The 14,097-nt window shown below is 58.7% G+C and carries 14 protein-coding genes; 9 read left to right on the top strand and 5 right to left on the bottom strand.

The annotated features are described in order from the left end of the window. Positions 1-86 precede the first annotated feature (86 nt). Positions 87-1,652 (bottom strand): IS21 family transposase, encoded by a 1,566-nt coding sequence (gene istA, locus PUQ42_RS01285; RefSeq protein ID WP_273370245.1) that lies wholly within the window; start codon positions 1,650-1,652, stop codon positions 87-89. 120 nt (positions 1,653-1,772) lie between these two features. After that, positions 1,773-1,925: a hypothetical protein gene (locus PUQ42_RS01280; protein WP_273370242.1), complete on the bottom strand. Its 153-nt coding sequence runs from the start codon at positions 1,923-1,925 to the stop codon at positions 1,773-1,775. Between the two features lie 208 nt (positions 1,926-2,133). On the opposite strand from PUQ42_RS01280, the gene PUQ42_RS01275 reads away from it, so the two are divergent. The 4 genes from PUQ42_RS01275 (at position 2,134) to PUQ42_RS01260 (ending at position 3,864) form a co-directional block, all read left to right on the top strand. Continuing rightward, positions 2,134-2,520 (top strand): helix-turn-helix domain-containing protein, encoded by a 387-nt coding sequence (locus tag PUQ42_RS01275; protein ID WP_273370240.1) that lies wholly within the window; start codon positions 2,134-2,136, stop codon positions 2,518-2,520. A gap of 209 nt (positions 2,521-2,729) precedes the next feature. Further along, positions 2,730-3,035, top strand: coding sequence for a hypothetical protein (locus PUQ42_RS01270; protein WP_273370238.1), 306 nt, complete (start codon positions 2,730-2,732; stop codon positions 3,033-3,035). Positions 3,036-3,139: 104 nt separating this feature from the next. Beyond that, a complete protein-coding gene (locus PUQ42_RS01265) occupies positions 3,140-3,619 on the top strand; it encodes a hypothetical protein (protein ID WP_273370237.1) in 480 nt (159 codons plus the stop codon). After that, positions 3,592-3,864 carry a hypothetical protein gene (locus PUQ42_RS01260; protein ID WP_273370235.1) on the top strand — a complete coding sequence of 91 codons (273 nt, stop codon included), beginning with the start codon at positions 3,592-3,594 and terminating at the stop codon, positions 3,862-3,864. The genes PUQ42_RS01265 and PUQ42_RS01260 overlap by 28 nt, the downstream gene beginning before the upstream one ends. A 16-nt stretch (positions 3,865-3,880) precedes the next feature. Here the strand turns inward: PUQ42_RS01260 and PUQ42_RS01255 are convergent, their stop codons facing one another. After that, positions 3,881-5,065: a site-specific integrase gene (locus PUQ42_RS01255; protein ID WP_273370233.1), complete on the bottom strand. Its 1,185-nt coding sequence runs from the start codon at positions 5,063-5,065 to the stop codon at positions 3,881-3,883. Positions 5,066-5,489: 424 nt separating this feature from the next. Continuing rightward, positions 5,490-6,740, bottom strand: coding sequence for a WD40-like domain containing protein (locus tag PUQ42_RS01250; protein WP_273370230.1), 1,251 nt, complete (start codon positions 6,738-6,740; stop codon positions 5,490-5,492). A 238-nt stretch (positions 6,741-6,978) separates the two neighbouring features. On the opposite strand from PUQ42_RS01250, the gene PUQ42_RS01245 reads away from it, so the two are divergent. Both PUQ42_RS01245 and lpdA read left to right on the top strand, forming a co-directional pair. After that, positions 6,979-8,676: a C69 family dipeptidase gene (locus PUQ42_RS01245; RefSeq protein WP_122120680.1), complete on the top strand. Its 1,698-nt coding sequence runs from the start codon at positions 6,979-6,981 to the stop codon at positions 8,674-8,676. A 36-nt stretch (positions 8,677-8,712) separates the two neighbouring features. After that, positions 8,713-10,089, top strand: a complete 1,377-nt coding sequence (gene lpdA, locus PUQ42_RS01240; protein WP_273370226.1) for a dihydrolipoyl dehydrogenase — start codon at positions 8,713-8,715, stop codon at positions 10,087-10,089. 219 nt (positions 10,090-10,308) lie between these two features. On the opposite strand, the gene truA is transcribed toward lpdA, so the two are convergent. Continuing rightward, positions 10,309-11,076, bottom strand: coding sequence for a tRNA pseudouridine(38-40) synthase TruA (truA, locus tag PUQ42_RS01235; RefSeq protein WP_273370224.1), 768 nt, complete (start codon positions 11,074-11,076; stop codon positions 10,309-10,311). Positions 11,077-11,265: 189 nt separating this feature from the next. On the opposite strand from truA, the gene dapB reads away from it, so the two are divergent. The 3 genes from dapB to PUQ42_RS01220 are packed head-to-tail and all read left to right on the top strand — an operon-like array spanning position 11,266 to position 14,005. After that, the gene (gene dapB / locus PUQ42_RS01230) at positions 11,266-12,024 is read left to right on the top strand and encodes a 4-hydroxy-tetrahydrodipicolinate reductase (protein ID WP_087403989.1); all 759 of its coding nucleotides are present in this window, start codon (positions 11,266-11,268) and stop codon (positions 12,022-12,024) included. Positions 12,025-12,043: 19 nt separating this feature from the next. Continuing rightward, a complete protein-coding gene (gene lepB, locus PUQ42_RS01225) occupies positions 12,044-13,396 on the top strand; it encodes a signal peptidase I (RefSeq protein ID WP_087309246.1) in 1,353 nt (450 codons plus the stop codon). Between the two features lie 3 nt (positions 13,397-13,399). After that, positions 13,400-14,005, top strand: a complete 606-nt coding sequence (locus PUQ42_RS01220; protein WP_087309245.1) for an IMPACT family protein — start codon at positions 13,400-13,402, stop codon at positions 14,003-14,005. The last annotated feature ends 92 nt before the right edge of the window (positions 14,006-14,097 follow it).

Raw genomic sequence — 14,097 nt, 5'->3', positions numbered from 1 at the left:
AACGATTTCAAAGAACTCTTATATTATGGCGTCTCGGACGCTGCGTGATTATCCAAAATTTAACGAACTATTGATACATATGAGTTTTATTGTTTGTCCTTTCTGTAATATTCACGTCCACGTATGTTTTTGTGGGTCAATGGAGCCGGGGAAGTCATGTCGGGCTGTACTTTCCCGTCCTCATCGGGAAGGAAATCCGCGTCTTCTCCCAGTTCAAGCACCTCGCGCAAGGCCTGATACCCGTATTGCAACTTCTGGTCCGCACATGCGCAAGCCGCCACCAGACGGTCGCGACCGTATTTTTTCTCCAACGTCAAGATACCCCGGCATGACCTGAACGCTTTTGGCGGATATTGCATGGCACGCTCCACTTCCCGGAGATAGTTCAATACGATATTGTCTATTTCCGAGGCACGTCGGAAGAGTTCCTCCAAGTCCTTGTCATAGGGGCCATAGTGTCCCGGCAGGTTGTGCTCCTTTTTCCAGGAATAAGCGTAGGGAATGTCACAGCGGTCATGGGTGGCGACAAGGTTCATGCCACAGTAGATTTCCACCGTGCCGGCATCATAGAGAATCGTCATGCGCCTGCCTACATACTCCTTCGGAACGCTGTAATGGTGTTTGAACAACGAGACGTAAGAGTTCTTCCCGACAGTCATCAGCTTCCTCTCTTTCATTACGTAACGTTTCACGGGAAGCGGCCGAAGATAATCCTTCTCTCCCTGAAGGAACATTTCCTTGCGTGACACCTCCCGTCCGGCCATCACCTTTTCATTGAAATCAAGCAGGGAGACATGGATGGCGGTATTAAGTTCCTCCAGGCTGGAGAATGTCATTCCCTCTATTTCAAGGTAAATGGAACGGTAGAGGAGCTTCACGGCATTTTCTACCAAAGCCTTGTCCTTGGGGTGACGCACACGGGCGGGATAGACCGCACAACCGTAATATTCGGCAAAAGCGGAGAAATCATCATTGATGACAGGCTCGTTGCGGTCGCTTCGTGTGACGGCAGCCTTCAGGTTGTCGGGGACGATAGCCGCAGGAACGCCTTCAAAATATTGCATGGCATTCTCGCATGCTTTTATCAAGTCTTCCTTGCGTTGCGACCACACGGCTTCGCAGTAGGTATAATGGCTGAACGGAAGGATGGCGACAAACACCTCGGCTTTCTTCGTCTCGCCCGTCATTTCATCAACGACTTCAAGCCTGTCACCGGCAAAGTCAATATACATCTGGTCTGCGGCATAGTGCTCGACATGACCGACGACCTTGACGTGAAACTTGTACTGACGGACAGCCCGTTTGAAGGAAGACAACTGATAGCCGTCAGGATATTCGGCATGGTATTCCTTGAACAGTTTTCGGACACTCATGCCTTTGCGTGACAGGCGGGATACATAGCCGGGAAGCAAGGCCTCCAGTTCAATCCTCCTGGAAGAAGGCTCCCGATGCCGGGATGCCGTACAGCCGAACAGTTCATCCAATTGCCCGTCGGACAGGGAAAGAAGCTGTTCAATACTCTTGCCGCTTGAAAGGAACAGGCGGACATACTTGCGGACAGTATTACGGGAAGTATGAAACGTGGACGCCGTTTCCTTGATTCCCATGCCGGCCGCATAACATCTTAAAATGTTTTTGATTCGTTTATCCATTTGTATAGATTTTATTATCACCCCCGTTACACCAGGACTCGGGTACTAAAATCTACACAAAAAAAATCTATAACAATAGGTGAACTAAGTGCTCAATACTATTTTGGCCAAAAGGGTCAATCATATTGTAGCCAAAGGGGACCATCCTGTTTGGCCAAAGGGGTCAAAGTCGCGTGGCTTTTCCACGCTGCGCATCTCCTCGAATTCGAGGTAGATTTTCATGTCACGCTCCTCTCGTTGCTTCTGCAACTCTGTCTTGAATGTCTGCTGCATACTCAATTATTTTTGGTTCAACATTAAATTCCTCATCGGTTTATTTCCGATATTTATTCTTTTTGCGTAAATTTGTCCGTTATAAATAACATTTACGAAATTGTTTGCGACAAAATTACGAAATAAATTTCATTCACGAAATAAATTTCGTAAAAAAGATGCGAAAAATTTTTCACCCTATGTATAACTCACAATAGAACAACAGATTATGATAGACATCAAAAAATTGCGAGAATTGAAAGGGTTGACGCAAAAGGAACTTGCTGAAAGATGCAATGTTACGTTGCGTACAGTACAGAACTGGGAGCAGGGGAAGCATATTCCCGAAAGCACCTTGATACTACTCGAGTTGCTCGGATACCCTGTAAAGGAGGGCGAAATCATTTCGTCTTTCGCTTCGGGCAACGGTGTTAGCGTTTCGGCTGCGCAGGGCAGTCGGGTGAATGTGGCAAAATCGAAGGAGGACACTGAATCGGATAAATTTCTCGCCGCGCTTGAACGCCAGCAGGCTCTCCTGCTCGAGCAGATGAAAGCGAACAACAAGCGTGACGAGCAGATAGACCGCCTGCTGTCCTTATTAGAGAACAACAAATAATGAAAGGAGGAGGTATGAAGAAAAGGAGTTTATTCTTGGCATTAGCCCTGACTGCGGTAGCCCTGTTCGGATGCTCCAAGGACGGGGAGGAAACGGTGATAGAGTCGGGGCAGGAAGCGTATCTCAGGGAACTCGCAACCACGCTGCACGGAAGCTGGAAAGGTGAGCTGTACAGTTCGGTGACGAACACCACGGAGCACGAGGATATTGTGTTCAGGAAGTGGAACGAGCCGCAGGAGGTAGTGAGCCTCTTCGGGACGTTCACTGGGTACGGCGTAGCCGAACTGCGCCACTACTACGACGACGGTCTGCTGCTCACCGAGGACTACTGCATATTCGCCCTTGATACGTGGGGGAACGACCCGTTGGTGATTTTCTACCCTTGTAACGACGAGCTGGAGGTGGTGAGCCGCGAGGACAAGCGGAACATTGAGCTGCTGGACGGCAATAGCTTCAATATGCGCTCCTACGGGACGGGAGAGTCTACCAGTCTGCACTACACCCGTCAAAATTGAGTTATTTTTCCCGAATTTCAACGAGAGCGCAATTATAGACCTTGCGTTGTGTAATTTACTGTCCGAAGTCTATAATTGTGCGAGAGGGGCTAAAAATTGCGTTTATGAATACACGACTGAGACAGATAATAGACTACAAGACGAACGGCAAGAAGAAAGCGTTCGCCGAACTGATAGGCTGGAAGCCGCAGTACCTTGGCAAGCTGCTGCACGGCGACGACTTCGGGCTGAAGCCCGTTATTGCGCTGCTTACGGCACTACCCGAAATCAACGCCCGTTGGCTGCTGCTGGGAGAGGGCGAAATGCTCACCCCGAGCGGAACGGCTACCATTCGTCAGGGCGTATTCGCCCACATTGAGCAGGTGCTGAACATAGAACGCTACCTGCCGTATATGACCCCAAAGGAACTGAGCGTCACGGAAGCCGCCCTGCTGAAAGGGACTGCGCCCGTGTTCGGTCAGGAGCGCATTGACGAATGGGAAAGACGCATAGCTGAGCGCGAGGGGCTGATACGTGAGAAATTCGAGCAGGCACAACAAAAACAGGAGGGTAAATCATGCAGACAGCCGATAGCCAACGAATAATAGGACGGTTCTTCGAAGCCCTGCAGAGGCTCAAAACAGACCGCAAGATACGGGGGAAGCAGACATTCACCCGTGAGCACGAAATCAACAGGTGGAACATGAACACGCTGGAGAAAGACCACTCACGCGACATATTCCAGCCAGCTTGGCTGACCTACCTCGTCGAGGACTACGACGTATCGGCGCAGTGGCTTCTCACTGGCAAGGGGGAGTTCTACCGCAAAAAGAAAGCGGAGAGCAAATAACGCACTCCGCTGTTCCTTATCCCTTATCCTTATCCTTGTCCTCGCCGCCGCCGACCGTCGTGGGAAGAATGCTTGGTATGGCAGCGACCGCCGCCTGCTTGTTCTTATCCATTACACGGGCGTAAATCTGTGTCGTGCCTATCTCGCGGTGTCCGAGCAGCTTGCTCACCACGTAGAGGTCTGTGCCGATGTCGAGCATCATAGTGGCGAACGTATGACGGGCGCAGTGGAACGTGATTTTCTTGTCTATGCCAGCCCGTAGCACCCACTCCTGAATAGCCTTGTTCGTGCAGGTCGGGGAATGTATGTTCGAGAACGGGTGGTCGGTAGGGTTGCCGCGTTCCCCCATAAGGACGCGAGCCTCCTGCGTGATGTCGAGGTACTCCTGCCCCTTGGTTTTCTTCTGCTTGAATATGAGCCGCGTGAACTCGCCCTGTTCGTACACGTCGCCCCAGGTGATGCGCAGAACGTCAGAACGGCGCAGCCCCGTGAGGCAGCTGAATAGGAAAGCCGCCTTTATTTGTGGGTACTCGCAGTCCACCTGCGCGAGCCGTTTCACCTCGTCGATAGTCAGGTACATTCGCGTTCCCTCCTCAGCCTTGAAGCCCTCAATGCCGCGCAGGGGGTTGTATGGTATGATGCGCTCCTCGAACGCCTGATTGATGCAGGCTCGTAGCTTGTTGAAGTAGCTCACCTTGCTGTTACGGGCGAGGGGCTTGTCCTTGAGCCTCTTGCGTATGTCGTGGTGCCAAGCGACCGCGTCGTGTTCGAGGTAGTCCTTGAAGCCCTGCACCCATTCGGGCGTGATGTCGGCAAAGGTCAGCGACTCCCTCCCGTCGTAGATTTTAAGGTGGTGGTAGCAGCTCCGCCAGTTGCCCCAGTTACCGCCCTTTTCCTCACCCCGACGCCGCTCCACCATAGCGCGGTAGTAGTCGTAGAAGTTGGTCTCAGTCGCGTATGCGCTCTTGAAGCCGTACACGCCGTTGCGGAGTTCCACTACACGCTTGGCGCGGATAGCGTCCGCGAGGCGCAGGGTCTCCTTGTTCTTCTCCTTGTCCGCCCGTGTCCGCTCAGGGACGAGGTACAGTTTCAGGTACTCATACGAGCGCACACCGTTGATGTAGATGTCGAGGTACAGCGTCGTGTTCCCCGACGGCATTTTACGCTGCCGTAGTTTGATAGGTTCTTTAGAGTCGTTCATCTTGTTGCTAATTTGTTGCTTACTACATTACGAGCAACAAAACTACAACAAATAAACAACAATTCGGGTATAAACCAAGATAAATATCAGCACAAAATAAAATCAAGCGAAAACGCTGTGTCTGTGCACGTTGTTTCGCTTGATTTATATTTGACTTGTATGCGAAATACATTTCGCTTTCCGTCCGTTACTTTCCGACGTAAAATTAGGCAAAAATCCGGCAGGACGGATCGCCTCGGCCGAAAAAAAGCGCGCCTCGGACTTTCAGTCACCGTCCAACCTCCCGCCACTTTGGGGTGCGAGGGCTGCTTTGCCGCAAAGAGTCGGAAGACACCGTCCGACAGCGGCAAGATCTCCGTACGACAGCATCGAAAGCATCGGAGGGCACGTTCCTGCCGCATCAGCAAGGGAGTTCGGACCGGCGTTAACGCGCAAAAAAGATCCCGCGGACGGCAAAGAGGTCGACATCCCCCAGCACGAGCGATCCCGAGGCCCGTTGCGGATCGTAGACCCAGACCTCGTGCCGACCGTCGGTGTCGGTCAGCACGCCGATTCGGACCGCAGGTTGCGGATCGGCATCGCCCGCTTCGGCCGGAAGCATGCACTGGGTCATCGACAGCACCCGTCCCTCGACCAGAAGGTCGGCCTCCCCGAGGGTCGGCGCCAATTCGAGGGTCGTCGGATCGAGCGGCTGAAACCAGGTGAGATCGTCATGCAGCACGGCATAGCCGCCCACGCGCTCCCATTGCGAGGGGTTGTCGGCGGCGGGCCGCAGCGTCCAGTAGGGGAGCAGCGTCCGCGACTCGACGGCCGGACCGAGCAATGCCCGGGAGCCCGACATCGGCAGGACGAGCGGCGAGAGCGTACCGTCGTCGTTGCGCACGGCAAGCAGCAGGGCGTTGAATGCAAAGACAAAGGGCTGGCGGACGATGCGGTCGGCGGTGACCCCTTCGGGCAGCTGCCATGCGCGGGGGAGGGAACCGCCGGAGAAGCAGAGCCTGTCGTCGCGGACGAAGAGCCCGGCTACGGTCGATTCGGAAACCGCCCCCACAAGCAGACACCCTTCGCCCTGAATCTCCGTCTGACGGGTCACCAGATCCAATTCGACGAGTTGTCCGTCGGCTATACCGCAGGCCGTGCCCGGGCCGAAGCGGCCGACGACGCACTCCAGCGTCAGATCGGTCGTGAGAACCTCTTCGCGCAGGTCGGCCGACCCGTACATCGGACAGGCGGCCACGATGGTTCCGCCGCCGGGGATCGCCGACAGCGTATGGAGCGAGATTTCGTGACGGACGCCGTCGCCGGTGCGGATCGTTCCCAGCCGCTGGAAGAGGCCGCTGCGGAAGAGCAGCACGTTGACCGTTGCGGGAGGGTAGTGCCCCGGCACGAGGAAGCTGATCGACGTATCGGTGCGGCCGGTCACCGTTCCCCGAATCCCCTTGGCCGAGCCGTTCGGAGCGAACTCCTCCGAACCCTCGCTCCAGAAGACCTCGAACCAGATCTCGTCGCCCGCCGCGAAACCGACGGCACGGACCGTCACCTCGTCGCCCGGGGTGAAGCGTTCGCCCGCGGGCATCTCGACCTCCGTCACCAGCTCTTCGGCCGGATGCTCCACCTTCAGGCCGCACCCTGCAAGCAGAGCGCACAACAGCACACCTATCGTAATTTTCCACATGTTCGTTTTCAGGGATTTTCAGGGATTTACACACGCCGGACAGGACTCCGTCGCCTTGCCGGACGGCGGGGCTCGATCACAAAGATCGGATTTTGAGCCGGGTTGTGCAAGGTTTTCGCCGCTTTTTTCTATCTTTGACCGCCCGGCACCGCGCGAACACCGACACATCGAAAAGTGTGTTTTGATTTGCCCCGGCGCCCGACTTTCACTATCTTTACCGAGCTAAACCCGAAAAAACATGAAAAAATTCCGATTGATGCTTGCAGCCTTCGCCGCCGTGGCCACCTACGGCGCGGTGTCGGCCTGCACCAACTTCATCGTCACGCGGGGCGCCTCGACCGACGGTTCGGTCATGGTGACCTATGCGGCCGATTCGCACGCCCTCTACGGTGCCCTCTACCACACCCCCGGCGGCAAACACGCAAAAGGCGCCATGCTGCCCGTCTATGAATGGGATACGGGCCGCTATCTGTGCGACATCCCGCAGATCCGCCAGACGTGGTCCACCGTGGGCAACATGAACGAACACTCGCTCATCATCGGCGAAACGACCTACGGCGGCCGCGAAGAGCTCGTCGACACCACGGGCCGCATCGACTACGGTTCGCTGATCTACATCGCCCTGCAGCGCGCCCGCACGGCCCGCGAAGCCATCGGCGTGATTGCCGAACTGGCCAATACCTGGGGCTACGCCTCGAGCGGCGAGTCGTTCTCGATCGCCGATCCGAACGAAGCCTGGATCATGGAGTTCATCGGCAAGGGCTACAAGGACGACGGCAAGGGGGGCAACGCCCGCCGCGGCATCGTCTGGGTGGCCCGCCGCATCCCCGACGGCTACGTCTCGGGACACGCCAACCAGGCCCGCATCACCACCTTCCCGAAGGATGACCCCGAAAACTGTCTCTATGCCCCCGACGTGGTGGAGTTCGCCCGCGAAATGGGCTACTTCGACGGCACGGACGAGGAGTTCAGCTTCGCCGACGCCTACTGCCCGGCCGATTTCAGCACCGTACGCAGCTGTGACGCCCGCGTGTGGGCCTTCTTCCGCACGGTGGCCGACGGCATGGACGAATACGAGGACTACGCCATGGGCTACAACCTCCAGAAGCGGCTGCCGCTGTGGGTGAAACCCGCACACAAGGTCTCGCCCAAACAGCTCTTCGACTGCATGCGCGACCACTACGAAGGAACCCCGATGGACATGACGAAGGATCTCGGTGCCGGTGGCCACAACTGTCCCTACCGCTGGCGTCCGATGACGTTCGAAGTCGACGGCGTGGAGTATCTCAACGAGCGCGCCACGGCCACGCAGCAGACCGGTTTCTGGTTCGTCGGCCAGGCCCGTGCGGACCGTCCGGCCGATACGGGCATTCTGTGGTTCGGGGTCGACGATGCCGCCACGTCGTGTCTGACGCCGATCTTCTGCTCGGCGCAGGAGGTGCCCGAGTGCTTCCGCGAGGGCAACGGCTCGATGCTCGAATATTCGCCCACGTCGGCCTTCTGGCTCTTCAACCGCACCACGAACTTTGCCTACATGCGCTACGACATGATCTCGGCCGATATCCGCAAGGTCACCGACCAGTGGGAAAATACCCGCCTCGAGGAGATGGAGACCCTGCCGGCCCGCATCGGCAAGATGTCGGCGGAGGCCCGCCGCAACTACCTCACCGAGGTGAGCGTCGTAACGGCCCAGGAATTGTTCGACCGCTGGCAGCGGCTGAACGGCTATCTGCTGGTCAAGTACATGGACGGCAACGTCAAGAGCGAACACGGCGACGTGCTGTCGTTCCTCGACGGCGACGGCTCGGCGGCCCACTTCGTCGACAACGGAAACGGCCGTCAGATTCCCGACCGGATCCAGTTCCCGGGCTACAACGAAAAGTGGAAACGGGCCGTGGCCGCCGATAACGGCGAGGTGCTGCGCGTCCGCAAATAGCCTCCGAAATCGACCTTGAACCTTAAACGAACAAAGATGAAATACGACATTCTGATCGTCGGCAGCGGCCCCGGCGGATATGTGGCCGCCATCCGGGCCGCGCAACTGGGCCGCAAGGTGGCCCTCGTGGAGCGGGCCGATGTGGGCGGCGTCTGCCTCAACTGGGGCTGCATCCCTACCAAGGCGCTGCTGAAAAGCGCCCAGGTTTTCGGCTACTGCAGCCACGCCGAACAGTACGGACTCGAGGTCGACGGCACGGTCCGCCCGAACCTCGAAAAGATCGTCGCCCGCTCGCGCACCGTGGCCGAAACCATGTCGCGCGGCGTACAGTTCCTGCTCAAGAAGAACGGCATCGACCTGATTGCGGGCTTCGGCCGCCTCACGGCACCGGGCCGGGTCGACGTCGACGGCACGGAGTATGAGGCCGACCACATCATCCTGGCCACCGGAGCCCGTCCGCGCGAGATGCCCTTCATGCCCGTCGACGGCGAGCGGGTGATCACCTCGCGGCAGGCGCTGGCCATGACCCGGCTGCCCGAGACGATGATCGTCGTCGGTTCGGGAGCCATCGGCAGCGAGCTGGCCTGGTTCTACGCCGCGCTGGGCGTCAAGGTAACGGTCATCGAGTATCTTCCGCGGATGATGCCCCTCGAGGACGAGGAGGTTTCGAAGGCCATGGAGCGCGCCTTCCGCAAGATGCGCGCCGCAGTGCTCGTCGGAACGACCGTCAAGCGGGTGAGCGTCAACGCCGAGGGGCGTTGCGACGTGGAGATCGAGGGCAGGAAGGGTGCCGAGACCCTCTCGGCCGATGTCGTGCTGTCGGCCGTGGGCATTCAGCCGAACATCGAGGGGATCGGCCTCGAGGAGCTGGGTGTCGAGGTCGAGCGCGGCAAAATCAAGGTTGATCCCTTCTACCGGACCAACGTCCCGGGCATCTACGCCATCGGCGACATTGTGCCGGGACCGGCGCTGGCCCATGTGGCCTCGGCCGAGGGCATCTGCTGCGTGGAGGCCATCTGCGGCCTTGCACCCGAACCGGTCGACTACTCGACCATCCCGTCGTGCGTCTTCACGCAACCCGAGGTGGCGTCGGTGGGCATGACCGAGCAGCAGGCCGTCGAACGCGGTCTGGCAGTCAAGATCGGCCGCTTCCCCTTCACGGCCTCGGGCAAGGCTACGGCCGCGGGGGATCGCGACGGATTCGTGAAGCTGATCTTCGACGAGGAGGATCACCTGCTGGGAGCCCATCTGGTCGGCGCCTCCGTAACGGAGATGCTGGCCGAACCGACCCTGGCCCGCCGTCTGGGCGCCACGGCCCACCAGATCGCCCGTACGATCCACGCCCATCCGACGATGAACGAAGGGGTGATGGAGGCAGCCGAAGCGGCCCTCGGAGCTGCCATTCATCTCTGACGAAGGCCGGCGGGAAACCGCTTGTCCCTATCCCTATATAAATACAGGAGCCACCCTTTGTCGGGGTGGCTCTTGTGCATTTGTGGGGGGGCTATTGGTATTCGGAGGTTCGGGAACAGCCGTTTGGTGCTGAAATCCGGAGGGGCGGGAGCGGTTATTTGCTTCTGAAACCCGGTAAGGCCCGGCCGCCCTTAAAACCGGTCTCTTGGACCGGCGCCCCTAGAACCGGCTTCTTAAGCCGGTGAAGATCTCGGCAGGGTAGCGCACGTCGCTCAGGAAGAGCCCCTGCGCCGGAGCCCCGGCACTCGACCGCGAAAGGTCGCGGCTGGCAACAATCGCACGAAAATCCTCCGGCGTATAACGCCCCCGGCCCACGTCGACCAGCGTCCCGACGATCGACCGTACCATGTTGCGCAGGAAGCGGTCCGCGCGGATCGTGAAGCACAGCACACCCCGTTCGTCGACCGTCCAGCGGGCCTGTCGCACGTGGCAGATATTGGTCTTGTTGTTCGAATTGAGCTTGGCAAACGAGGTGAAATCCTCGAACTCGAGCAGCAGGGCCGCCGCACGGTTCATCCGCTCGAGGTCCAGCGGCACGTAGTACTGCCACGTCAGATGACGCGTGAAGGGGTTTTTGTGCGGTTCGATATAGTAGCGGTACTCGCGCTCGCGGGCGTGGAAGCGGGCGTGGGCATCGTCGGCCACGGGCGTAAGGCTCCAGACCGAAATGTCGCCCGGAAGCAGGAAATTCGCCTTGTAGACCACCTGTTCGGGATGGTCGATCGGCCGGCCGAAGTCGAAATGCGCCACATAATAAGAGGCATTGACCCCCGTATCGGTGCGGCCCGCCCCGGTCACCTCAACCGGTTCGCGCAGCAACGTTGTCAGGGCCCGTTCGAGGGTCTGCTGCACCGACGGCTGGTCGGGTTGCCGCTGCCACCCGCAGTAGGCGGCCCCCAGATAGCGGAGTTCGATGAAATAACGCATGGGAGGTATTTTTCCGACAAAGATAGCGAAAGTCGCGGACCACGACAAACCTCCGGCGGCGTTTTTGACGCAAAGCGCCCTGCCGGAAAAAGATCCCGCCCCGCGGCATACGATAAACACCGCCCGCGACGTTCAGTTTGCAAATTTATTCGTATCTTTGTCGGAACCGAATTTTTCGAACGAGACACTATGAAGGCTGCAATCATCGGATACGGCAAGATGGGCCGCGAAATCGAACGAATCCTCCGCGAACGGGGACACGAGGTCCGGCTGATCGTCGATCAGGCGAACGTCGGTGAACTGGATGCCGCACACCTCGCAGGGGTCGACGTGGCGCTGGAGTTCACCACCCCGGCCACGGCCTACGACAATATCCGCACCTGTCTGGAGTGCGGTGTGGCCGTCGTGAGCGGCACCACGGGCTGGACCGACCGTCTGGCCGAACTGCAGGATCTCTGCCGCGAACGCGGCGGAGCGATGTTCTACGCCTCGAACTACTGCCTGGGCGTGAATCTGATGTTCCGCCTCAACCGCCAGCTGGCCGCTCTTGTGGGGCGTGTCGGAGGCGGGTACAGCGTCCGCATCGAGGAGGTGCACCACACCCAGAAGAAGGATGCCCCGAGCGGTACGGCCATCACGCTGGCCGAGGGGATCATCGAGAACCTCCCGGGCAAATCCGGCTGGGTGAACTACGCCCCCGGCATCGAACACGCAACGAACCGCGTCGAGCACAGCAAAGATACGCCGGCCGACTGCATCGAAATCCGTTCGGTACGCGAGGGTATGGTCCCGGGCATCCACACCGTGACCTACGAGTCGGAGGACGATCGTCTCGAACTGCGCCACGAAATCAAGAACCGCCGCACGCTGGCCCAGGGTGCGGTCGTCGCCGCCGAATTCCTCTGCGGAAAGCGGGGCGTCTACGGCATGGACGACCTGTTGAAATAGTTGAAACAATCGCTACAAGATGCAAAAAATCAAGGCTTTTTTCGGTAACAAGTGGGTCGGATTCACCTTTTCGGCCCTGCTTTATACCCTCTGGTTCGTCGTCTGGACCGGAAATCTCTGGCTGCTCCTCGGACTGCCGATCATCTACGACCTCTACATCTCGAAGCTCTTCTACCGCTACGTCTGGCACCGCAATGCGGAGTTGTGTCAGAAAAACAAGGTGTACAAGACTGTCTACGAGTGGGTCAACGCCATCATCTTCGCCACGGTCGTCGCTTCGCTCGTGCACATCTTCATCTTCCAGATGTATGTGATCCCCACCTCGTCGATGGAGAAGTCACTCCTGGTGGGCGACTACCTCTACGTGAGCAAGGTCTCCTACGGACCCCAAATGCCCAACACGCCGCTGTCGTTCCCGTTCGTCCACCATACGATGCCCTTCTCGCAGACCAAAAAGTCCTTTTCCGAGGCCATCAAGTGGCCCTATCACCGCCTGAAGGGTCTCAAGCCCATCCGCCGCAACGACGTGGTGGTCTTCAACTTCCCGGCCGGCGACACCGTGCTGCTCGAAAACCAGTCGGTGACCTACTACGACGTGCTGCGCGGATTCGAGGAGTCGTTCGGCAAGGAGGAGGGACGCAAACGCCTCAACGAAAAGTACACGGTCATCAGCCGCCCGGTGGACAAGCGCGAAAACTACATCAAGCGCTGCGTGGCGCTGCCCGGCGATTCGCTCGTGATCCGCGACGGACAGGTCTATGTCAACGGCACGGCCCAGGAGCCCATACCCGGACTGCAAAGCTCCTACATCGTACAGACCAACGCCCCCTTCACGCAGTATGCACTGGACAACCTCGGCATCACGGAGTACAGCGGAAACGGTGCGGCCTACTACATGTCGCTGACCGACGAGGCCGCCCGCAAGATCGAGGCCTCGAGCAACGTCATCTCCATACGCAAATACATCTACTCGCCCTCGACCGACGTCTTCCCGCAGTGGGACGACGCCCGCTGGAGCCAGGACAACTACGGTCCGATCTGGATCCCGAAGAAGGGCGCCACGGTCGAGCTTACGACCGAAAACCTGCCCTTGTACCGCCGCATCATCGAGGCCTACGAAGGGCATGAGCTCGAAGTGCGCGACAGCGTGATCCGCATCGACGGAGCCCCCGCCTCGCAGTACACCTTCGCCATGGATTACTACTGGATGATGGGCGACAACCGCCACAATTCGGCCGACTCGCGCTTCTGGGGATTCGTCCCCGAGGACCACATCGTCGGCAAGGCCTCGTTCGTCTGGCTGTCGCTCGACGCCAACCGAAAGTTCCCGTCGAACATCCGCTGGGAGCGCCTCTTCCGGAAAGTGCGATAGGCAATGGAGGCCGACGATCTCTACCGCACCGTGGCCCGGGAGGCCGAGGCCGCCTGCCGCGAACGGAGCAGCAAGTTCCTGTCGTGGATCTTCCCCGTCCGCTCGGAGGAGGAGATCCGACACCACCTCGACGCGTTGCGCAAACGCTTCTTCGACGCCACGCACCACTGTTACGCCTGGCGTCTGGGTCCCCGGGGCGAGGCGTTCCGCGCCAACGACGACGGCGAACCCTCGGGTACGGCCGGGAAACCGATCCTCGGGCAGCTGCTGTCGAACGACCTGACGGACTGTCTGATCGTTGTGGTTCGCTACTTCGGCGGCACGAAACTCGGCGTACCGGGGTTGATTGCCGCCTACCGAGAGTCGGCCGCCGCAGCCATCGAGGCCGCCCGGATCGTCGAACGGACGGTGGACCGCACGGTGACGGTCGATTTTCCCTATGTGGCGATGAACGACATCATGCGCGTGGTCAAGGAGCTGCAGCCCCGCATCGAAGCACAGGAATTCGACAACCTCTGTACCATGCGGCTCACGATCCGCGAAACTCTGGCCGACCGTCTCGAAGAGCGGCTCCGCAAGGCCGGCGGATCACTCCGCGACCGGGCGTGAAAACGGCGGAGGGGAATAGAGGAGGCAGAAACGACGGGCCGGGCATGGATACAGCAGAGGTCGGGCGTGAGAAAGACGGAGGATGAACGTGA

Origin of the sequence: Alistipes megaguti, assembly GCF_944320325.1 — a bacterium.
Classification (GTDB): domain Bacteria; phylum Bacteroidota; class Bacteroidia; order Bacteroidales; family Rikenellaceae; genus Alistipes; species Alistipes megaguti.
This window is presented reverse-complemented; position numbering and strand designations above follow the sequence as displayed.

Bases quoted from the DNA above. Each gene is read 5' to 3' on its own strand.
- istA (WP_273370245.1), bottom strand. From the start codon at position 1,652: ATGGATAAACGAATCAAAAACATTTTAAGATGTTATGCGGCCGGCATG.
- PUQ42_RS01280 (WP_273370242.1), bottom strand. From the start codon at position 1,925: ATGCAGCAGACATTCAAGACAGAGTTGCAGAAGCAACGAGAGGAGCGT.
- PUQ42_RS01275 (WP_273370240.1), top strand. From the start codon at position 2,134: ATGATAGACATCAAAAAATTGCGAGAATTGAAAGGGTTGACGCAAAAG.
- PUQ42_RS01265 (WP_273370237.1), top strand. From the start codon at position 3,140: ATGAATACACGACTGAGACAGATAATAGACTACAAGACGAACGGCAAG.
- PUQ42_RS01260 (WP_273370235.1), top strand. From the start codon at position 3,592: ATGCAGACAGCCGATAGCCAACGAATAATAGGACGGTTCTTCGAAGCC.
- PUQ42_RS01255 (WP_273370233.1), bottom strand. From the start codon at position 5,065: ATGAACGACTCTAAAGAACCTATCAAACTACGGCAGCGTAAAATGCCG.
- PUQ42_RS01250 (WP_273370230.1), bottom strand. From the start codon at position 6,740: ATGTGGAAAATTACGATAGGTGTGCTGTTGTGCGCTCTGCTTGCAGGG.
- PUQ42_RS01245 (WP_122120680.1), top strand. From the start codon at position 6,979: ATGAAAAAATTCCGATTGATGCTTGCAGCCTTCGCCGCCGTGGCCACC.
- lpdA (WP_273370226.1), top strand. From the start codon at position 8,713: ATGAAATACGACATTCTGATCGTCGGCAGCGGCCCCGGCGGATATGTG.
- truA (WP_273370224.1), bottom strand. From the start codon at position 11,076: ATGCGTTATTTCATCGAACTCCGCTATCTGGGGGCCGCCTACTGCGGG.
- dapB (WP_087403989.1), top strand. From the start codon at position 11,266: ATGAAGGCTGCAATCATCGGATACGGCAAGATGGGCCGCGAAATCGAA.
- lepB (WP_087309246.1), top strand. From the start codon at position 12,044: ATGCAAAAAATCAAGGCTTTTTTCGGTAACAAGTGGGTCGGATTCACC.
- PUQ42_RS01220 (WP_087309245.1), top strand. From the start codon at position 13,400: ATGGAGGCCGACGATCTCTACCGCACCGTGGCCCGGGAGGCCGAGGCC.